Raw genomic sequence first — 16,459 nt, 5'->3', positions numbered from 1 at the left:
GACAAGACTTCGATGAACTCCATCCCCGCTCCTCTGCCACGCGCCGCGAAGCCGCATTCGAGACTCAGGTGGCCAGGCTCGCGCACGTGGCTCGCGGCCGGCCAATGGCTCGTCACGCTGCTGCTGTGCGCCTTCCTGATCGTGCCGGTCGTGATGTCGATCGTGGCCGGCCTGACCGTCAACTACTTCAAGGGCGTATCGAGCGGACTGACGCTGCGCTGGCTCGGCGAAGTGTGGACGCAGTATCACGGCTCGGTTTTTCTTTCGCTCGAAGTGGCGGCGGCGACCCTGCTGATCACGCTCGTTACCGGCGTGCCGGCGGGCTACGTGCTCGCGCGCAGCAAGACGCGGCTCTCGCGCATCATCGAAGAGTTTCTGGTGCTGCCGATCGCGTTGCCGGGGCTCGCGTCCGCCCTCGCCTTGCTGGTGGTCTATGGCGGCTTCGCGATGTTCCGCATGAGCGTCGCGTTCATTGTGGTGGGGCATGTGGTGTTCACGCTGCCCTTCATGGTGCGCGCGGTCGCCGCGGTGTGCGCGAGCAGCGATCTGCGCACGCTCGAGGAAGGCGCGGCGAGCCTCGGCGCGAGCTTCTTTCAGCGCTTCACGACGATCGTGCTGCCGAATGCGCGGCCGGGCATCGTCGCCGGCGCGCTCGCGGTGCTGACGCTTTCGATCGGCGAATTCAATCTCACGTGGATGCTGCACACGCCCGACACGAAGACGCTGCCGGTCGGTCTCGCGGATACCTATGCGTCGTTGCGCATCGAGATCGGCAGCGCCTACACGATTCTGTTTTTCATCATGACGATGCCCCTGCTCGTCGCGATGCAATGGCTCGGCGTCGATGCAACCGGCCAGCGCAGCGCGGCGAGGAAACGCGTCGCTGTCTTACCTTCATCTTCAACGACCACGCCATGAAACTCGCTTCCGTTCCCATCGCGCTGACGCAATGCGCGAAAACGTTTCGCGGCACACGCGTGCTCGAACCGCTCGACCTGCGCATCGGCGCGGGCGAAACGCTGGTGTTGCTCGGCCCCTCCGGTTGCGGCAAGACCACGACGCTGCGCATGATCGCGGGTCTGGAGACGCCCGACGCGGGCGGACGCATCGCGTTCGGCGACGACGACGTCACCGCGCTGCCGATCGAAAAGCGCCAGGTCGGCATGGTGTTTCAAAGCTATGCGCTGTTTCCGAACCTGACCGTGCGCGGCAACATCGGCTACGGTCTCAGGATCAAACGCGTGCCCACTGAAACCGCGCGGCAACGGGTCGACGAATTGCTCGCGATGATGCGCCTCACCGCGCACGCGGATAAACCGATCGACCAGCTTTCCGGCGGCCAGCGTCAGCGTGTTGCGCTCGCACGCGCGCTTGCCGTGCAACCGCGCGTGCTGCTGCTCGACGAACCGCTGACCGCTCTCGATGCGCGTTTGCGCGACACGTTGCGCGGCGAGATGAACACGCTATTGCGCGAACTGGGCATCACGACGGTCTACGTGACGCACGATCAGGCCGAAGCGATGGAACTGGGCGACCGCATCGTCGTGATGAGCGCCGGGCGTATCGAGCAGATCGGTTCGCCGCGCGACATTTACTATCGTCCGGCGAATCGCACGGTCGCGCAGTTCGTCGGCACCATCAACCGGCTGGCGGGCGAACGGCGCGACGGCATGCTGAGCACGACCGGCGGCGCCGTGCCGCTTCCGTCGGGCGCGACGCATGCCAGCTCGGCGCACGAAATTTTCTTTCGCCCCGAGGATGCGTATCTCGCCGACCCGGCCCATGCGCAGTTGCGCGGCAACGTCGAAAGCACCGCGTTTCTCGGCGAACGCACCCGCCTGACGATCGGCGGCGCCGCGCCGGACGCTTTGCTGATCGACGTCGCGGGCCGCGTCGAGTTGGCGCGCGGCACGCCCGTCGGCATCTCGATCGTGCAGGACGCGCTGATCGCGCTATCGTAATGAAGCCGCGCTGCGCTCGTGGCAGCGCGCATCGATCACAAGGACATCCCCATGCTGCTGGCTCAAATTAGCGATCTGCATATCAAGCGGCCCGGCGCGCTGGCTTATCGCCGTGTCGACACCGGCGCCGCGCTCGCGCGCTGCGTCGCCGCGCTCAACGCGCTCGAACCGCGTCCCGACGCCGTTATCATGACCGGCGATCTCGTCGACCAGGGCGACCCCGAGCAGTACGCGCATCTCAAGCATCTGCTCGCGCCGCTGGAGATTCCCTACTTCCTGCTCGTGGGCAATCACGACGAACGTGCCGCATTGCGTGCGGCGTTTCCTGAGCGCATGGAGTTGCACAGCGGCGGCGAGTTCGTGCACTACGCGGTCGATGTCGGACCGCTGCGCGTGATCGCGCTCGATTCGTTGGTGCCGGGTCGAAGCGCGGGCACGCTGTGCGACGCGCGGCTTGCCTGGCTCGCGACGCAACTCGATGCGGCCCGAGGCAAGCCGACGGTGGTCGCGCTGCATCATCCGCCGTTTGCTTGCGGCATCGGACACATGGACGCGCTGCGCCTCGACCAGGCCGCGGCCGATCGACTCGCCGCCCTGGTCGCGCGTCATCCGAACGTGGAGCGCGTGATTTGCGGGCATGTGCATCGGCCGATGTTCGTGCGCTTCGGCGGCACGATAGCCTCGGCCGTGCCGGCGCCCGCGCATCAGGTCAGGCTCGATCTGCGCGAGGATGCGCCGTCGGCATTCGTCATGGAAGCGCCCGCGTATGCGCTGCATCGCTACGATCCGGCGACCGGCATCGTCACGCATCACGCGTATGTCGATCAGGCGGATGGCCCGTATCCGTTCTACGAGCCCGAAGGCGCGTTGATCGATTGATCGTCAAACCGGTCAACCCGTCAGGCGTTGACGAAGGTCTCACGAACGCGCCGGGACAGCCTGAAATACGGTATCCCGAGCGCGGCGGCGATGACGGCTTGAACAAAACCGTCGAATGGAATCGCGATGGCGATGCCGATCACGTGCGTCATGTAATCGCCGAGCAGATAAGCGCCCGTGCGCATGACGACGATGGCAAGCAGCCACGCTTGCACCTGCACCGCAAAGCGCGCCGATTTGCGCCACGCGAGAAGCGTCAGCCAACCCGCGCCCGCAACGATGAACGCGCCGATCATCACGTCGCAGCCGACCATCGTCATCACCGCGCGATACCAGCCGTGCGTTTCGCTGCGCGCGAACACGGCCAGCAGTTCCCATTCGAGCATCAGCTTGAGTGGATCGCGCAGCGCGATCGCGGTGGACAGCGCCCATGCAGCGAGGCAGAGCAAGGCAATCAGCAGACAGCCGCCGATTCGTCGTGGTTCGGTTTTTGTGCTTGTAGTCATGAAGTCGGGTCACGTGTGGGATTTATCGCGCGCGCCGATTCTACGAACGACCGCCGCAGCGGCGTCTCATTTTTGTCCGATGGACGTTTTTCAATTGCCTTACTTCGCGCGAGTCGCGTGCGAGCTGCGCTCAAACATGAACGGCTCGCACGGCCGCGACCGTCAGCACGATCCATCGCGCTCCGGTATGATCGGCACGCTTGAGGACCGCGCATGGGCCGGTCCGTCGATCGCCCCTCTCATGTCCACTTCCGACGCTTCCACTTCCGCTTCCGACAGGTCGTTGCGCGGCTTGCTGCTACTGCTCGCGACCATCGCGGGCGTGGCGGTCGCGAACATCTATTACAACCAGCCGCTGCTCGACAACTTCCGTGGGTCTTTTCCCACTAGCGCGTCATGGGTCGGCGCGGTGACGGCCGTCACGCAACTCGGCTACGCGGCCGGCATGCTGTTGCTCGCGCCGCTCGGCGACCGCTTCGACCGGCGCCGCCTGATTCTGTTGCAGATCGTGGGCATGTGCGTCGCGTTGGTGACGGCCGCTACGGCACCGACGCTGCCCGTGCTGATCGTCGCGAGCCTCGCGATCGGCGTGCTTGCCACCATCGCGCAGCAGGCGGTGCCGTTCGCCGCCGAACTCGCGCCGCCGGCTCAGCGCGGTCATGCGGTGGGCACGGTGATGAGCGGTTTGCTGCTGGGGATTTTGCTGGCACGGACCGCCGCCGGGGTCATTGCCCAGTATCTCGGCTGGCGCGCGGTGTTCGGCGCGTCGGTCGTCGCGTTGCTGGCATTGGCGGTCGTGATCATCATGAGACTGCCGAAGAGTCAGCCGACCTCGACGCTGTCCTACGGCAAGCTTCTGGTTTCGATGTGGCATCTGGTGGTCGAGCATCGCGCGCTTCGCGAAGCGTCGCTGACCGGTGCGGCGATGTTCGCCGCGTTCAGCATTTTCTGGTCGGTGCTGGCGTTGTTGCTGGCGGGCGCGCCGTTTCATCTGGGACCGCAGGCGGCCGGGCTATTCGGCATCGTCGGCGCGGCAGGGGCGATGGCCGCGCCGCTGGCCGGCAAGTTTTCCGATCGACGCGGGCCGCGCGCGATCATCACCGTGTCGATTGGGCTCGTGGCGGTTTCGTTCGTTGTGTTTGGGTTGTCGGCGGCCAGTATCGCGGGGTTGGTGGTCGGTGTGATCGTTCTCGATGTCGGGGTGCAGGCTGCGCAGATTTCGAATCAGTCACGGATCTATGCGCTCAAGCCTGATGCGCGTAGTCGGGTCAATACCGTTTATATGGTGGCTTATTTTATTGGTGGTGCGGTTGGGTCTGGGGTCGGGGCGGTGGTTTGGGCGGGTTTTGGGTGGGGTGGGGTTTGTGTGGCGGGGGTTGGGTTTGCCGGGCTGGCGGCCTGGAATCATTTGAGGCTTTCCGGCAAGGGGTGATTGGTTCTGGTTTTGTTGCCTGCTTGGGCGGTTGTTTGGATGCTGTTTTTTTTGGGGTGTTGGGATTTCCTTGATTTGTTAGTGGTCTATTGGCGTTGCCCCTGTGCGGGGCAATGCTCTCAACTTAAGCCCCGCTGCATCAAGCGAGTTTGTACGCGAGATGGAAGTGGGGCTTGGCTTTTCTGGGTGGTCTTGGATAGGAGCGTGAGGGCTGTATCCGGCATCGGGTCTGGTGGATCATTTCCAGCACACCGGCGAGGCCGTCCAGACAGCGCTGGATGCGCAGAAGACACGCGCCGAGGATGGGCTTGAGTGCGCCCAGTGCATACACCCGGTTAGGACGGCTGGCATGTCTGTCGTCGTGCGGCGCATCGAGATCGCTGAGCAGTGTGCACAGGTTGTCGGCGAGGATTTTTGCGCCGAAGTCCTGCTGTAACGCCAGGTAATCGAGGCCTGTGACGGCTTCCAGCCGCAGCCGGTGCTTGAGTCGTTTGAATGCTTCCTCGACCCGCCAGCGCTGGTGATAGAGCGCGCCGAACGATGCCGCCGGATAACGCCCGCCATCGAGCAGCGAGGTCATCAGCACACGCACGCGACCGCCCGGCGTGACGTCGCGGATCAGGCGCACAGTCGTGGGCGTACGCGCCAGTTCATAGGCGCGGGCATCCGGTTCGCTGGGCGCTTCCAGTGTCACCACATGCTCGGCTTTACCGCTGCGGGTAAAGGCGCTGACGCATTTCCAGTTACGCGCATCGACGCGCATGCAGAACGGGATTTCGCGCTGTGCGAGCGCCGCCACCATCGCGTTGCCGATATAGCCGCGATCGAGCAGCAGCAGGTCGGTATGCGGTTGCAGTACATCGAGGGCTTCGAACAGCATCTGCCGCTCGCCGCCGTCGGCGGGATGAAGTGCAGCGTGCAGGGTCAGTTCGGAACCCGGCAGGAACAGCGCAAACGCGTAGTGATCGGCGCGCAGTTCATGGCCGCGACGCGTGCCCACACGCAGGCGGCTACCGTCAGCGGCGACCAGCCTCAGGCCGTGCCAGCGCATCGAATCGATATGGGGTTGGGCCAGCGAGATCAGGCGGGCGCGGGCCAGCTCGAACAGTTCGGCAGACACTCCCCGTCGCGCCTTGCTGAAGGCCTGTGCGCTGACAGCGCGGGTGCGCCCGCCGCTGCTTCCCAGTGCGCCGAATAGCGCGTCAAGTTCGGCCTGCACACTGGCGCACATGCCGGACATCATCAGCGCGGCCATGCGCGGCAAGGTCAGTGTGCGATTGCGGGTAAAGGCAGTGGGAGAACGACGCACGCGATCGGCGAGCGCCGGATCGAGCAGGAAATCGGAGAACTCAGCCAGAAGCCGCGAGGACGCTGGTATTTGAGTTCATATCGTTGATTTATCAGTGAGTTATGCGATGAAGTTTACAGGGGCAATGCCTCGTTTACAAGCTCTTTGAGGCTTAAGTTGAGAGCATTGCTGTGCGGGGCGGCACCTACTTTTCTTTGCCGGCCGCAAAGAAAAGTAGGCAAAAGAAAGCGGCTCACACCGCTAGCTTTCAAGCGGGTCCCCTGGCTTGGAGGAGGTAGTGGTGCATCTGGAATCCGTGTTCTCGCACACTCCGCGTTCGTGACACAGCAGTCATTCTTCCGGCGGCGCTGCGCGCGCCGTCGCGGTGCTTCGTCGGGGCGAGCCGTTGGGGGTTCGATTTGGTGGGAGCGAAACATGTTAATCGGAAACTATCCGTGTATTCGCCCCCGGCGCGCCTGGAGCATTGAAGCCATGAATGCCGCCGCCGCGCCCGCACGCTATTCAACGCGACGTCACCCTGCCCCGTTCGCTCACCACCTCGCCGCGCTGCAAGACATACGAGAGACGCTCGCCTTGTCCCGTGAGCACGCCGATATCCTTGAGCGGGTCGCCGTCCACAACCAGCACGTCGGCAATCGCGCCGGCTTTCACGACACCGAGCTGGCCGCTCGGATCGACGATCTCCGCGGCGATCGTGGTGGCCGAGCGCAACGCTTCCAGATTGCCGAGCACCTCCGCGCGAATCCGCAGTTCGTCGCTTTGGAACATATGCATCTCGCCGAGCAGGTCCGAACCGAAACCCATCGGCACGCCGGCCTTCGCATAGATCTGCAAGGAGTCGCGCCCCGCTTGCCGCACGGTTTCGACCTTGGCGATGGAGTCGGCGGGCAAGCCATAGTCGGCGCCATGTTTGGCCAATGCGTCGTACGTGACCAGCGTGGGCACCACGAACGCGCCGTGCTCGCGCATCAGTCGAGCGGCGGCTTCGTCGACCAGGTTGCCGTGTTCGATCGTGCGCACGCCGCAGCGAATCGCCCGCGAAATCGCGCGGCCGGTGTACGCATGCGCCATCACGTAAGTATTCGCCGCTTGCGCTTCGGCGACGATCGCGCGGATTTCGTCCTCGGAATACTGGGTGTTGCCGATCGGATCGGTGGGCGAAGCGACGCCGCCCGATGCCATGATCTTGATCTGCGTCGCGCCCTTCTGAATCTCCTCGCGCACGGCGAGCCGCACCGCATCCACACCGTCGACCACGCGCGCGATCGCCCCGGCGCGAAAGCAACATGAGCAGGGTTCGAGCATGTCGCCGCGTGCGCGAAAATCGCCGTGGCCGCCGGTTTGCGACAGCGCCTTGCCCGACGGAAAAATGCGCGGCCCCGGAATCAGGCCGCTTTCCAGCGCTTGCGTCAAACCCCAATCCGCGCCGCCCGCATCGCGCACGCTCGTAAAGCCGCGGGCGAGCATCGCCTTCAGAATCGGCAGCGCGCGAATCGCGGCGAGGATGTTCGGTTGCGTTGCATTCGTGCCGAGATTCGCGCGCGAAGCCAATACGTGTACGTGACAATCGATCAATCCTGGCATCACCGTCTTGCCGCGCGCGTCGATCACGCGCGCGTTCGGCAGATCGACAGGGCGATCGGTGACTTCGACGATGTGGCCGCTTTCGATCACCACATGATGATGCTCGAGCCATGCGCCCTGGACCAGATCGAGTACATTGCCGCCGCTGATTACCGTCATGCTCATTGCTATCTTCCTGACTTGATGAGGGAATCCGTCCGGCCTCTTTCAGTCCAGGCCGGACACGCCGCTTCAGGCGCGGCCGTGGCGCTTGTCGTCCATGCCGCGCACGAAGAACGTGCCGGTCAGGCTGATGGCCGCCGCGATCATCACGTAGATCGCGGGCGCCATGTTGCTGCCGGTCGAGGCGATCAGCCACGTGATGAAGAACGGCGCGAAGCCGCCGAAAATCGTCACCGCGAAGTTGTAGGCGACGGAGAGCCCCGTGGACAACACCTTGGTCGGAAACAGTTCGGAGAACGCCGCGAGAATCGGTCCTGTGTAAGCGGCGATCAGCAAGCCGAACACGCCCTGAAACACCAGCAGCGAAGCGAGGCCGGGCGCGCTGTTGATGTACGCGAACATCGGCCATGCGAGCAGCAGGATGGATACGGCGGCGCCCGAGAGAAAAACGCGGCGGCCGAAGCGGTCGGCCAGTTTGCCGACAACCGGCGAGAAACACATGATCATCAGGCCGCCGAACATGCCGGCGGAAAAACCGGTGGATTGCGGCAGGTGCAACGTCCGCACCGAATACGTCGGCATGTAGAACAGCAGCACATAGGTGCACACGGTCCACAGAATCACCATCGAAAAGCTCGCGAAGGTTTCGCGCGGAAAGCGGCGAAATACTTCCGCGAGCGGTGAATCGCTTTTGGCTTCTTCGGCGACCGCGCTGAATGCCGGCGTTTCATCCATGCGGCTGCGAATGAAATAGCCGACGGGGCCGATCAGAATGCCGATCAAAAACGGCATTCTCCAGCCCCACGAGTGCAGCGCATCGGCGCTCAGACTGGAGGTCACGAAGGTGCCGACCGCGGCGCCCAGCAGCACGGCGAAACCGATGCTCGACTGAATCCAGCTCGAATAGAAAGCACGCTTGTGCGCCGGCGCGTACTCGGTGAGAAAGGCGGTGGCGCTGCCCATTTCGCCGCCCGCCGAGAAGCCCTGTAGCAGCCGCGCGATTACGATGAGGACCGGCGCCCACACGCCGATCTTTTCGTAGGTCGGCGCGATGCCGATGAGCGCGGTGCCGCCCGCCATCAACAGAATGGTGAGCGAGAGCGCGGCCTTTCTTCCGGCTTTATCGGCGTACACGCCGAGCACGATACCGCCCACCGGTCGCATGAAAAAACCCACGCCGAAGGTGGCGACGGCAAGCAGCAGCGAGCTCAGTTCATTGCCGGTCGGGAAGAACAGCCTGGCGATGATGACCGCGAAAAAACTGTACACCGTGAAGTCGAACCACTCCAGCCCGTTGCCGAGCACGGTGGCGATAATGGCGCGGCGCCGCTGCTGCGCGAGCGCGTCAACGGGTAATGCGACGTTGGATGAAAGCGTTCCTTGCATGGTCTCTGTCCTCATGTGGCTGCCTGTCGGGCGGTGATGCCGGCAACGCGCCACGGCGTGACCGAACGGCGCTTTCGCATGCATTACGCCGATCGTAGAGAGACCTGATTTGTTTTCGAAACGAAAGATTCGCATGCATGCATGCGTGTAGCGCATGCGAAGCGGGTTCAGGCCGCGGCCCTGCCCTTCTGCTCCTCGGCCTGTTCGAACAACCAGCGCGTAAACCGGCGCGCCGCCTGGTTCTGCGAGCGGTCGTTCGGCGACACCACGTAGTAGGCGCCGCCGTGGCTCGCCGAAGCATGCGTCGCGCGCACCAATAGTCCTTCATCCAGACAGGCGTCGATCATATGACGCCAGCCGAGCACGACGCCTTGACCGAGAATCGCCATCTGCACGAGCTGCGGATAGTGGTTGACGACGACTGCCCGCGGTGAAGCGGGCATCTGCACGTCGTTGAGGCGAAACCATTCGGACCACGCCATCCATTGCCGCTGACCGTCCTCCTGCATCAGCAGCGTTTCGCGCGCGAGGTCGGCGGGTTGCAGCACGCGGCCGGCGAGATAGCCGGGCGAACAGACCGGATACACCTCTTCGTCGAAAATCCGGCGTGCGGTGAAGTGCGGTTCGGCGCGCTGGCGAATGTAGTACAGGCCCACATCGAACTCGGCGGGCGACAGCGACGCGAGCCCGTCGCGCACGATCATTCTGATCTTGACGTTCGGATGAGCGGCGCGAAACGCGCCCAGTCGCGGCGTGAGCCACAACACGGCGACCCCGGATGAACATGCGATCGTCAATTCCTGATCGCCGTAGCGCTTCATGACGTCGAGCGTGGCTTCGGAGCAGGTGGCGAGCAACCACTGCACGTGCTTCGCATAGCCCTCGCCGGCGATCGTCAGACGTAACGAGCGATGCTCGCGCACGAACAGCGAGCGGCCGAGAAAGTCTTCCAGTTGCGCGATCTGCCGGCTGATCGCGCTTTGCGTCAGATGCAGTTCGGCGGCGGCTTTGGTGAAACTGGCATGCCGTACCGCAGATTCGAACGCGACGAGGCATTGGAGCGGAGGTAAAGGGGTAATGCGCATGATGACCACACCCGAGTGACGATCGCACCATCATAGCGGGTCGAAACATGCGTCAAATCATGAGTTCGGGGAAGAGTCTCACTCCCAACATCCGTTTTGCAAGGCTTGTCACTCGCTACGTGGAACCGCCGATTTCTTCAAACGCTGCACGGCTTCGTCGACGTCGGAATCGCTGTCGGTGTCGTAATCGATCGTGATCTTGCCTTCGCGCGTTCTCGTCACCCGAGTTCCAATCGCGCGCTCGACGTTGCGTTCGATGACCCCTGGGGTGTCGATCCGCGCCTGCGCCGCGCGTGAAAGCCAGAACGGCCCGCGGTGCCGGGTATCGTCGAAGCCGAGGTCTTCCGCGCACGTGCCGCACGGCCGCATCGTGCCGCCAAGCAGTTGGGGATCGACGGCCGCACTGAAATTGTCCTGCACGTGGTGCTTGATCCGGCGCTCCGCGTGCAGATCGACGGTCTCGCCGCGATGGGTGAACTTTCGATCGGACACCTGGAGCCCGCCGTTCGACATCATCTTGTCCAGCACCTCTCCCGGCGTGCCGGGCAGCGTGTTCGCGGAACCGATGCGAAGCGCCGCACGCAACTTTTCCACATGCCGCCGCTCCCTGCCGGCAAGCGGCGTATCGCTTCGGGCCAACGCTTCGGCCATTTCGCTCAAATTGCCGCGCCCGAGTTGGTTCGCCAATTCTGTGTTCATCACGTTCAGGTTGGAGGAGACCACGAGTGTTTTTGCCGGCGCGTGGTAGTACGACTGAATCTCTTTCGAGTCCGGAAATCTGGCCTTCAGAAGCGTCGATTGCCAGCGCAGCATTTGCCTTGCTCTGTCCGCTTCGTAGGAGCGCGGCTCGCTAATCTGCTCGGGATTATTCGCAAAGACCTTTTCGAGCCGGTTCGCTCGCCTCGCCTCCGAGTCCTCGCTCGTGGACCGGACGATCAAGACCTTGGCCGGCATCTTTCCCCGGGGCGGCAATGTCATCGTCTTCATGGCGGACTCCGCCACGACGCTTACCGGCTCGCCGAGCGAAGCCGCGTGTAAGCGGTCGAGCTGTTTCTCGATGCCCGCCCTCAGGTATCCCTCGAAGTGCGTCAGCAACGCATGGACCGCCGCGCGTTCGCGCACGATTCCGCCTTCGCCGATCACCGCCGTGAACGTTTCGGGATGCAGGTTCGACTCGATCGCCGCGTCCCGGGGCGACATGGTCGGGTTGCCTCGCAGCGCGTTCATTGCCGCAACGATGCGGTCCAGATCGTCGCGCAAGACTGCCAGGAACTGCTCGGCGTCGACGAGCGGCAGCGGCAGCGCGCCGGCCTGCGTATGCAAACCGCGCGCGGCGAGCGCGGCGGCGAGCGCTTCGCGGTTCTGCCCATAGCCGGGTAAGCGCTGAACCGCGCCGACATCGCGAAGGCTGCCGTCGGCGGGCACGATATGCAGCGCCAGGCACGACGCGCCGACGCCGACGGCAGGGCCGATCTTCCATAGCTGCACCTTGCCCTCCGCGGGAATGGCGCGCAGCGCATCGGCGAGCAGCGCCGCCGTCATTTGCTGTATGGCGCCCTCGCCGGAGACAGGCAGGCTGTCCGCCGTCTGCACGTCGCCCAGATCCCTGAAGAGCTGTTGCAAGTCGTTCTGCACGTCGGCATAGCCGGCAAGGCGCGCCACCGCGGCAGCCGGCTTTTTCAACGCGCCGTCCACCACCGACAGCCAGCCCGCGATCGTGCTTTCCTTATGGCCGGTTCTCCGCGCGACGGTGCCGAGCGCGCCGGCGTTCTGGCCGCGCGTCGCGCCTCGCCTCACCCCGAGATCGACCAGCGTCTGGAGCATCGCTTTCAGCGCGTGCGCGTCCATTGCCCGCCGCCCGGCGCACGGCTGCGGCAGATCCTTCGTCGTGAAGCCGAGCGAGCGCGCGAGGACGTTGAGCCTGTCGCGAAACAACGGATAGTCCGGCATCTTGGCGAGGCGGTCCGGCAAGTTCCGGTACTGCCAAAAATTCGGATTCCGCCAGGACGTGACCGTTCCTTTTGGAAATGAATGCGCGTCGAGCGTGTCCTTGAGCGCGGCGCCTCTAGCCCGGTCCGACAGAATCGTGTAGACCATTGCCGCGGTCGCGCTTTGCCGCGATCGGCCAGCGCGTGCGGCGACGGCAGCGGCGTCCTGATGGTTTGCCGCCGGCATCGCACTCGCTAGCGCGACGTCCAGGGACGATGCAGCGGCTTGTTCACTTGTTCCACGAGGCAACGGCGTGGCCGGCAGATCCGCCCAACGCCAGTTCGCACCCCCGCGGCCCGCCTCGGCGCCCTCACCCGTTCGCGTTCGTTTGCCCGTGCGTTGCCACCCCGGCGACGGTTCATTCAACGCAGCGGACGACGGCGACGAATCGGGCGGCCTGCTCGCCGCGGCACGGCCACCGGCTTGCGACGACGACCCCTGCGCGAGCGATCGAGCGCGCCGCGCAGGCAGTGGGGCGAGCAATGGCGTACGCGCCGGCGCGGCACGCCGCACCCTGCCGGACGAAGCGATCTGGTCCGGCCGCTCGTCGCTGGTCGTTGCGGCGGCTTTATTTGCGGGGGTGTTTCCGATACGCATGCCGAGACTCCGGAAAAACGGCCTCGGATAATGATTCATGAGCCGTGCCGGTCTATCTTCCGGGCCGCTGATCGGGTGGGTTTGCGCGGCGGCGAATTTTCAGCGCCGCCGGCGAACCACGGCGTGCCTGCTCGCAATCCTGATGGCGACGCGCGCGCCGCCCATCACGCGATTTCACGGCGCGAGCAACCCAAGCACGACACGCGCGCCCATGCCCACGGCAACCACGACCGGTGGCCGGAACGTGTCGACGCCGCCCCGGTCGACGAGACGCGGCTGCGTGATATTCGCGGGCGTTGTCGTGGCGCCCCGAAGCGGCGCGTTGAGCCACGGAATCAGCCGATTCTGGCGGACCGTCGCGCCCAGTCCCCGGTTGGCGCGAAACAGATCGATATAGCTCTGGCGGTAACCGCTCGCGAACAGCAGATCGGCCACCGCCTTCGACAGATCCGCCGCGCCGGCCGCGTAATGGCCGGAGGCGAACGCATGCGGAACGGCGGCAAGGTCGGCCAGCATGAACGGGCCCGCGCCGATCACCGCCGCCGCCCTCATGGCCTGCTCCTGCACGCGCATCACCGGCGAAGGCTTGCGAATCCGGCTGCCGTCGGGCAGCGTCGATGGATAAATCACCGCCTCACGATCGCCGAGGCCCTGCAACCACTGCACGAGCGCGGAACGGTCCGCGTTGCCGCGATAGAAGCCGCGCATGCGCGCGCCCTCCGCCTGGACTTCGTGATCGCGATCGAGCCGCGCGCCGCGCGCGCCGAGCAGGTGCGCGGCCAGCGCGCTGCCGTTGTTGCCCCAGTGCACGGGAATGAAAGCCGCGGTCGCGAGATTCGAAAACGTCCGGCTCGCGTTCGACACGTTCAGAAGGCCGGCTTGCGGATCGAGCCAGATATTGGCGAAGACGCGCGGCCCAGCGGCATCGTTGATGCCGTAACTGGCGAGTCGCAGCACTTCGAGCGCGCGGCCGAGCGGACTCGTCAGCGCGAGCATCTGGTCCGACGCGCTTTCCAGTCGCCGGAACGCCTCGCCGTCCTCGGGATTGACGCGCAGCAGCTCGCTCGCAAAAGCGAGTTCGTCGCGCGCGCTTCGCGTCAGGCCGCGGCTGACGCCGCGCCACCCGCTGACCTGCCGCTGCACGACGTCGAGCGCCGCTCCGGTGGGCTCTTCGCTCGCGCGTTGCACGCGCACGGCGAGGCGGCTTTGCGCAATATCCGTCGCGCCGCCGACGGCTGCCCGATAGCCGAACATCGCGAGCGCCGCCTTGATCAGCACCGCCTGGCTCGCGAGGTAGCCGCCGTCCATGACGCCCCAGCGCAGGCTCGCGTACGTGCCGGTCGCGCCCGCGACGATCACGCCCGCGCTCTTGTACGCCGCGCGCCGGAGCTCTTTGCCGCTCATGCCGGTCAGCGTCGGGGTGCCGTGGATTTCGCCGGGCTGCACGTCATAGCGCGCGTCGCGATTGACGGCGGTCTCATGAAACAGGCCGCCCTGAGGATTGATCACGGGGACGCCGCCCGACAGCATCTCCGTTGGAATGTGGCCGTTGCCGATGGCGGCGCGAAGCATGCGGGCAGGCGCGACGATGCGATATAGCACGGGCAGGCCGGGCGCGTTCCCGTCATCGGCGCGTCGGGCGAATTCTTCGTTGAAAAGCCGGGTGGCTTCGCCGCGCGCGCCCGTGATATCCGCCCAGATGCGCGTGTTGCCGGCAAGGCTCAAGCCCGCGCCGTGCGGGCCCAGGCTTTGCTGAAGCGGCACATCCGACGAAGCGAACGCGACCACGTCACGCCGCGGTCCGCTCCAGAAGCCGCCGTCGTCGCTGCGCACAAGGCGTATGCGCTCACGCAGCGGCGTGCGCGGCGGCACGTAGCGCGGGCCGGCCTGGGTCAGGAAAAACCATTGCGCCTCCTCCACTTCGGTAATCCGATGCGGGCGCCTGCCGGTGCCGCCGCGCGCGAGCCGCAGCGCGCGATCCATCAGATCCTCCAGTTCCTCGGCCGTTGCCGGCCCGCTCGGCTCGGGCCGCGTCAGGTCGGCCGCCGCAGGGACGGTTTCGACGAGCCCGCGCTCGCCGCCCGCCACGGCGATCTCGGTGACCGGTGCGGACTCGCTGCCGGCGTTCGCACTGCGCGCGGCATCGGCGGCCGCCTGAGCGGCGGGCTGCGAGCGCACGAACAGTTCACGCAGACTCGCGTCCTGCGCCGCGGACAGCCCCTCGGGAAGACGCAGCAACTCGCGGCTGCGCGCATTGCCAAAGAACCCGTCGTGGCCGGGAGGCTGGCTCGCGTAATGCGTCTGCAGCGCGGCGCGGCGCAGGGCGAACTCATCGGCGATTTCATCGGTTTCGAGCGGCACCTGGATCGTGTTCGCCGGATCGAGCGGGACCATGTCTCTGAGCGCGTACCAACCCTCCTCCACTGCTTCGACGACGGGTGGCGCGTTGCCGCCATGCGTCGCGGCGAATGCGCGCGCGGCCTCGTGAGCGATCCGGCTGGCCTTGTCGTGCGCGGGATGGATGCGTGGATCGGTCGAGGTCGTCAGGATCGCCGCATATTCGTGGTTCGCCAGTTTCTCCTCGAGCAGCTCGTTGATTTTCCGGCGATCCCACGAGGCCTTGATTCCGTAATCGACCGTGTTGCGTGCGACGCGAAACGGGTTGAAATCGGGGTTGTCCATCACCGTGACAGTCAGGTTGGTGCTATTGCCGCCCAGTTCTTTCCAGAAACCCACCGTCTCTTTCACGCGGATGCGTCCATAGGCTTGCGGATCGGTTTCCTCCTTCCCGGTCGCGTCGTATTTCGGCTCGGGAATGCCCTTGCTCGACAGGCTGAACATGGTGCCGCCGTTGCCCTTCGTCAGATACACGACGTCGACGTGAATGCCCTGCGCCAGCAGCCGTCTGAGCGAGCCGGAAAACAGCGACTCGTCATCGGGATGCGCGAGGACGACCAGCACCCGCTTCGGGTCCGGGCGTTCTTCCGGTAATGGCAGGCGCGCACTCTCCGCGGTTGCGGCAGGGTGGACAGCCGCCGCTTGCGCGCCGGCTTGCGCGCGATGAGGCAATACATTCGGGAGAGCCGCCGGTCGCGATGCGCGGGGCGGCGGCGCATCGCTGTCGTTGTTGTTGCTGTTTTGCCGGAAGCGCACGGTCGCGGAACGTTGCGCGCGCGCGTCGGAAAAATACGGCGCGAGAAACTCGTGCGCGGCGCGGGCCGGGCGTGGAATGGGCACAGCGGGCGGATCGAAAGAAGAAGAAGAAGAAGAAGAAGCGAAAGGTTCCGTGCCGGCGGGAACGGACGGTTGAGCGTCGGGGCCGCGAACAGTCGACATATCGGTCCTCGCAAGGTTCGCGGACGACGCCTGTCGAAGCCGCGCGGCAGGCTCGCACGGCGTGGATGTCGCCCGCCGCATGAACGGGATTCAGCGTGTTGCCCTGGTTCCGTCTCCACCATTGCGCTCGGGGCTGTCGTGGCTGCCCTGAATTCGCGCGGTCCGCGCAACACTCGATGCTTCGAGCGTATCGAGTGGATGGCGCGGTACCGCGTTGCGACCGAAGGCATCGA

At 65.3% G+C, this 16,459-nt stretch carries 11 protein-coding genes; 4 read left to right on the top strand and 7 right to left on the bottom strand.

What is annotated here, in order from left to right:
* Positions 1-12: 12 nt before the first annotated feature.
* Genes CUJ90_RS05705 through CUJ90_RS05695 form a run of 3 tightly spaced genes read left to right on the top strand, consistent with a single transcriptional unit; the run spans position 13 to position 2,840 of the window.
* Positions 13-918, top strand: a complete 906-nt coding sequence (locus tag CUJ90_RS05705; RefSeq protein WP_114163450.1) for an ABC transporter permease — start codon at positions 13-15, stop codon at positions 916-918.
* Entirely contained in the window at positions 915-1,961 is a 1,047-nt protein-coding gene (locus CUJ90_RS05700; protein ID WP_114162163.1) for an ABC transporter ATP-binding protein, read from the top strand. Before CUJ90_RS05705 ends, CUJ90_RS05700 begins: the two co-directional genes overlap by 4 nt.
* 51 nt (positions 1,962-2,012) lie before the next feature.
* Positions 2,013-2,840 (top strand): phosphodiesterase, encoded by an 828-nt coding sequence (locus CUJ90_RS05695; RefSeq protein ID WP_114163449.1) that lies wholly within the window; start codon positions 2,013-2,015, stop codon positions 2,838-2,840.
* 20 nt (positions 2,841-2,860) lie between these two features.
* Here CUJ90_RS05695 and CUJ90_RS05690 read toward each other — a convergent pair whose 3' ends face one another.
* Entirely contained in the window at positions 2,861-3,346 is a 486-nt protein-coding gene (locus tag CUJ90_RS05690; RefSeq protein ID WP_114162162.1) for a DUF2569 domain-containing protein, read from the bottom strand.
* 241 nt (positions 3,347-3,587) lie between these two features.
* On the opposite strand from CUJ90_RS05690, the gene CUJ90_RS05685 reads away from it, so the two are divergent.
* A complete protein-coding gene (locus CUJ90_RS05685; RefSeq protein WP_114163448.1) occupies positions 3,588-4,778 on the top strand; it encodes an MFS transporter in 1,191 nt (396 codons plus the stop codon).
* Between the two features lie 139 nt (positions 4,779-4,917).
* On the opposite strand, the gene CUJ90_RS05680 is transcribed toward CUJ90_RS05685, so the two are convergent.
* The 6 genes from CUJ90_RS05680 to CUJ90_RS05650 all read right to left on the bottom strand — a co-directional run bounded on the left by CUJ90_RS05680 (position 4,918) and on the right by CUJ90_RS05650 (position 16,226).
* Complete coding sequence (locus tag CUJ90_RS05680; RefSeq protein ID WP_114161999.1) at positions 4,918-6,114, bottom strand: IS4 family transposase; 1,197 nt, start codon at positions 6,112-6,114, stop codon at positions 4,918-4,920.
* Positions 6,115-6,588: 474 nt separating this feature from the next.
* Positions 6,589-7,836: a metal-dependent hydrolase family protein gene (locus tag CUJ90_RS05675; protein WP_114162161.1), complete on the bottom strand. Its 1,248-nt coding sequence runs from the start codon at positions 7,834-7,836 to the stop codon at positions 6,589-6,591.
* A gap of 66 nt (positions 7,837-7,902) precedes the next feature.
* Positions 7,903-9,219, bottom strand: coding sequence for an MFS transporter (locus CUJ90_RS05670; RefSeq protein WP_114162160.1), 1,317 nt, complete (start codon positions 9,217-9,219; stop codon positions 7,903-7,905).
* A gap of 167 nt (positions 9,220-9,386) precedes the next feature.
* The gene (locus tag CUJ90_RS05665; protein ID WP_083085100.1) at positions 9,387-10,304 is read right to left on the bottom strand and encodes a LysR substrate-binding domain-containing protein; all 918 of its coding nucleotides are present in this window, start codon (positions 10,302-10,304) and stop codon (positions 9,387-9,389) included.
* 108 nt (positions 10,305-10,412) lie between these two features.
* The gene (locus tag CUJ90_RS05660) at positions 10,413-12,401 is read right to left on the bottom strand and encodes a hypothetical protein (protein WP_152035332.1); all 1,989 of its coding nucleotides are present in this window, start codon (positions 12,399-12,401) and stop codon (positions 10,413-10,415) included.
* A 663-nt stretch (positions 12,402-13,064) separates the two neighbouring features.
* Positions 13,065-16,226 carry a PIG-L family deacetylase gene (locus CUJ90_RS05650; RefSeq protein ID WP_161553683.1) on the bottom strand — a complete coding sequence of 1,054 codons (3,162 nt, stop codon included), beginning with the start codon at positions 16,224-16,226 and terminating at the stop codon, positions 13,065-13,067.
* Positions 16,227-16,459: the final 233 nt, after the last annotated feature.

Source organism: Paraburkholderia terricola (assembly GCF_003330825.1).
Classification (GTDB): Bacteria; Pseudomonadota; Gammaproteobacteria; order Burkholderiales; family Burkholderiaceae; genus Paraburkholderia; species Paraburkholderia terricola.
Note: the sequence above shows the minus strand (reverse complement) of the source record. Positions and strands in the feature narration are given on the sequence as shown.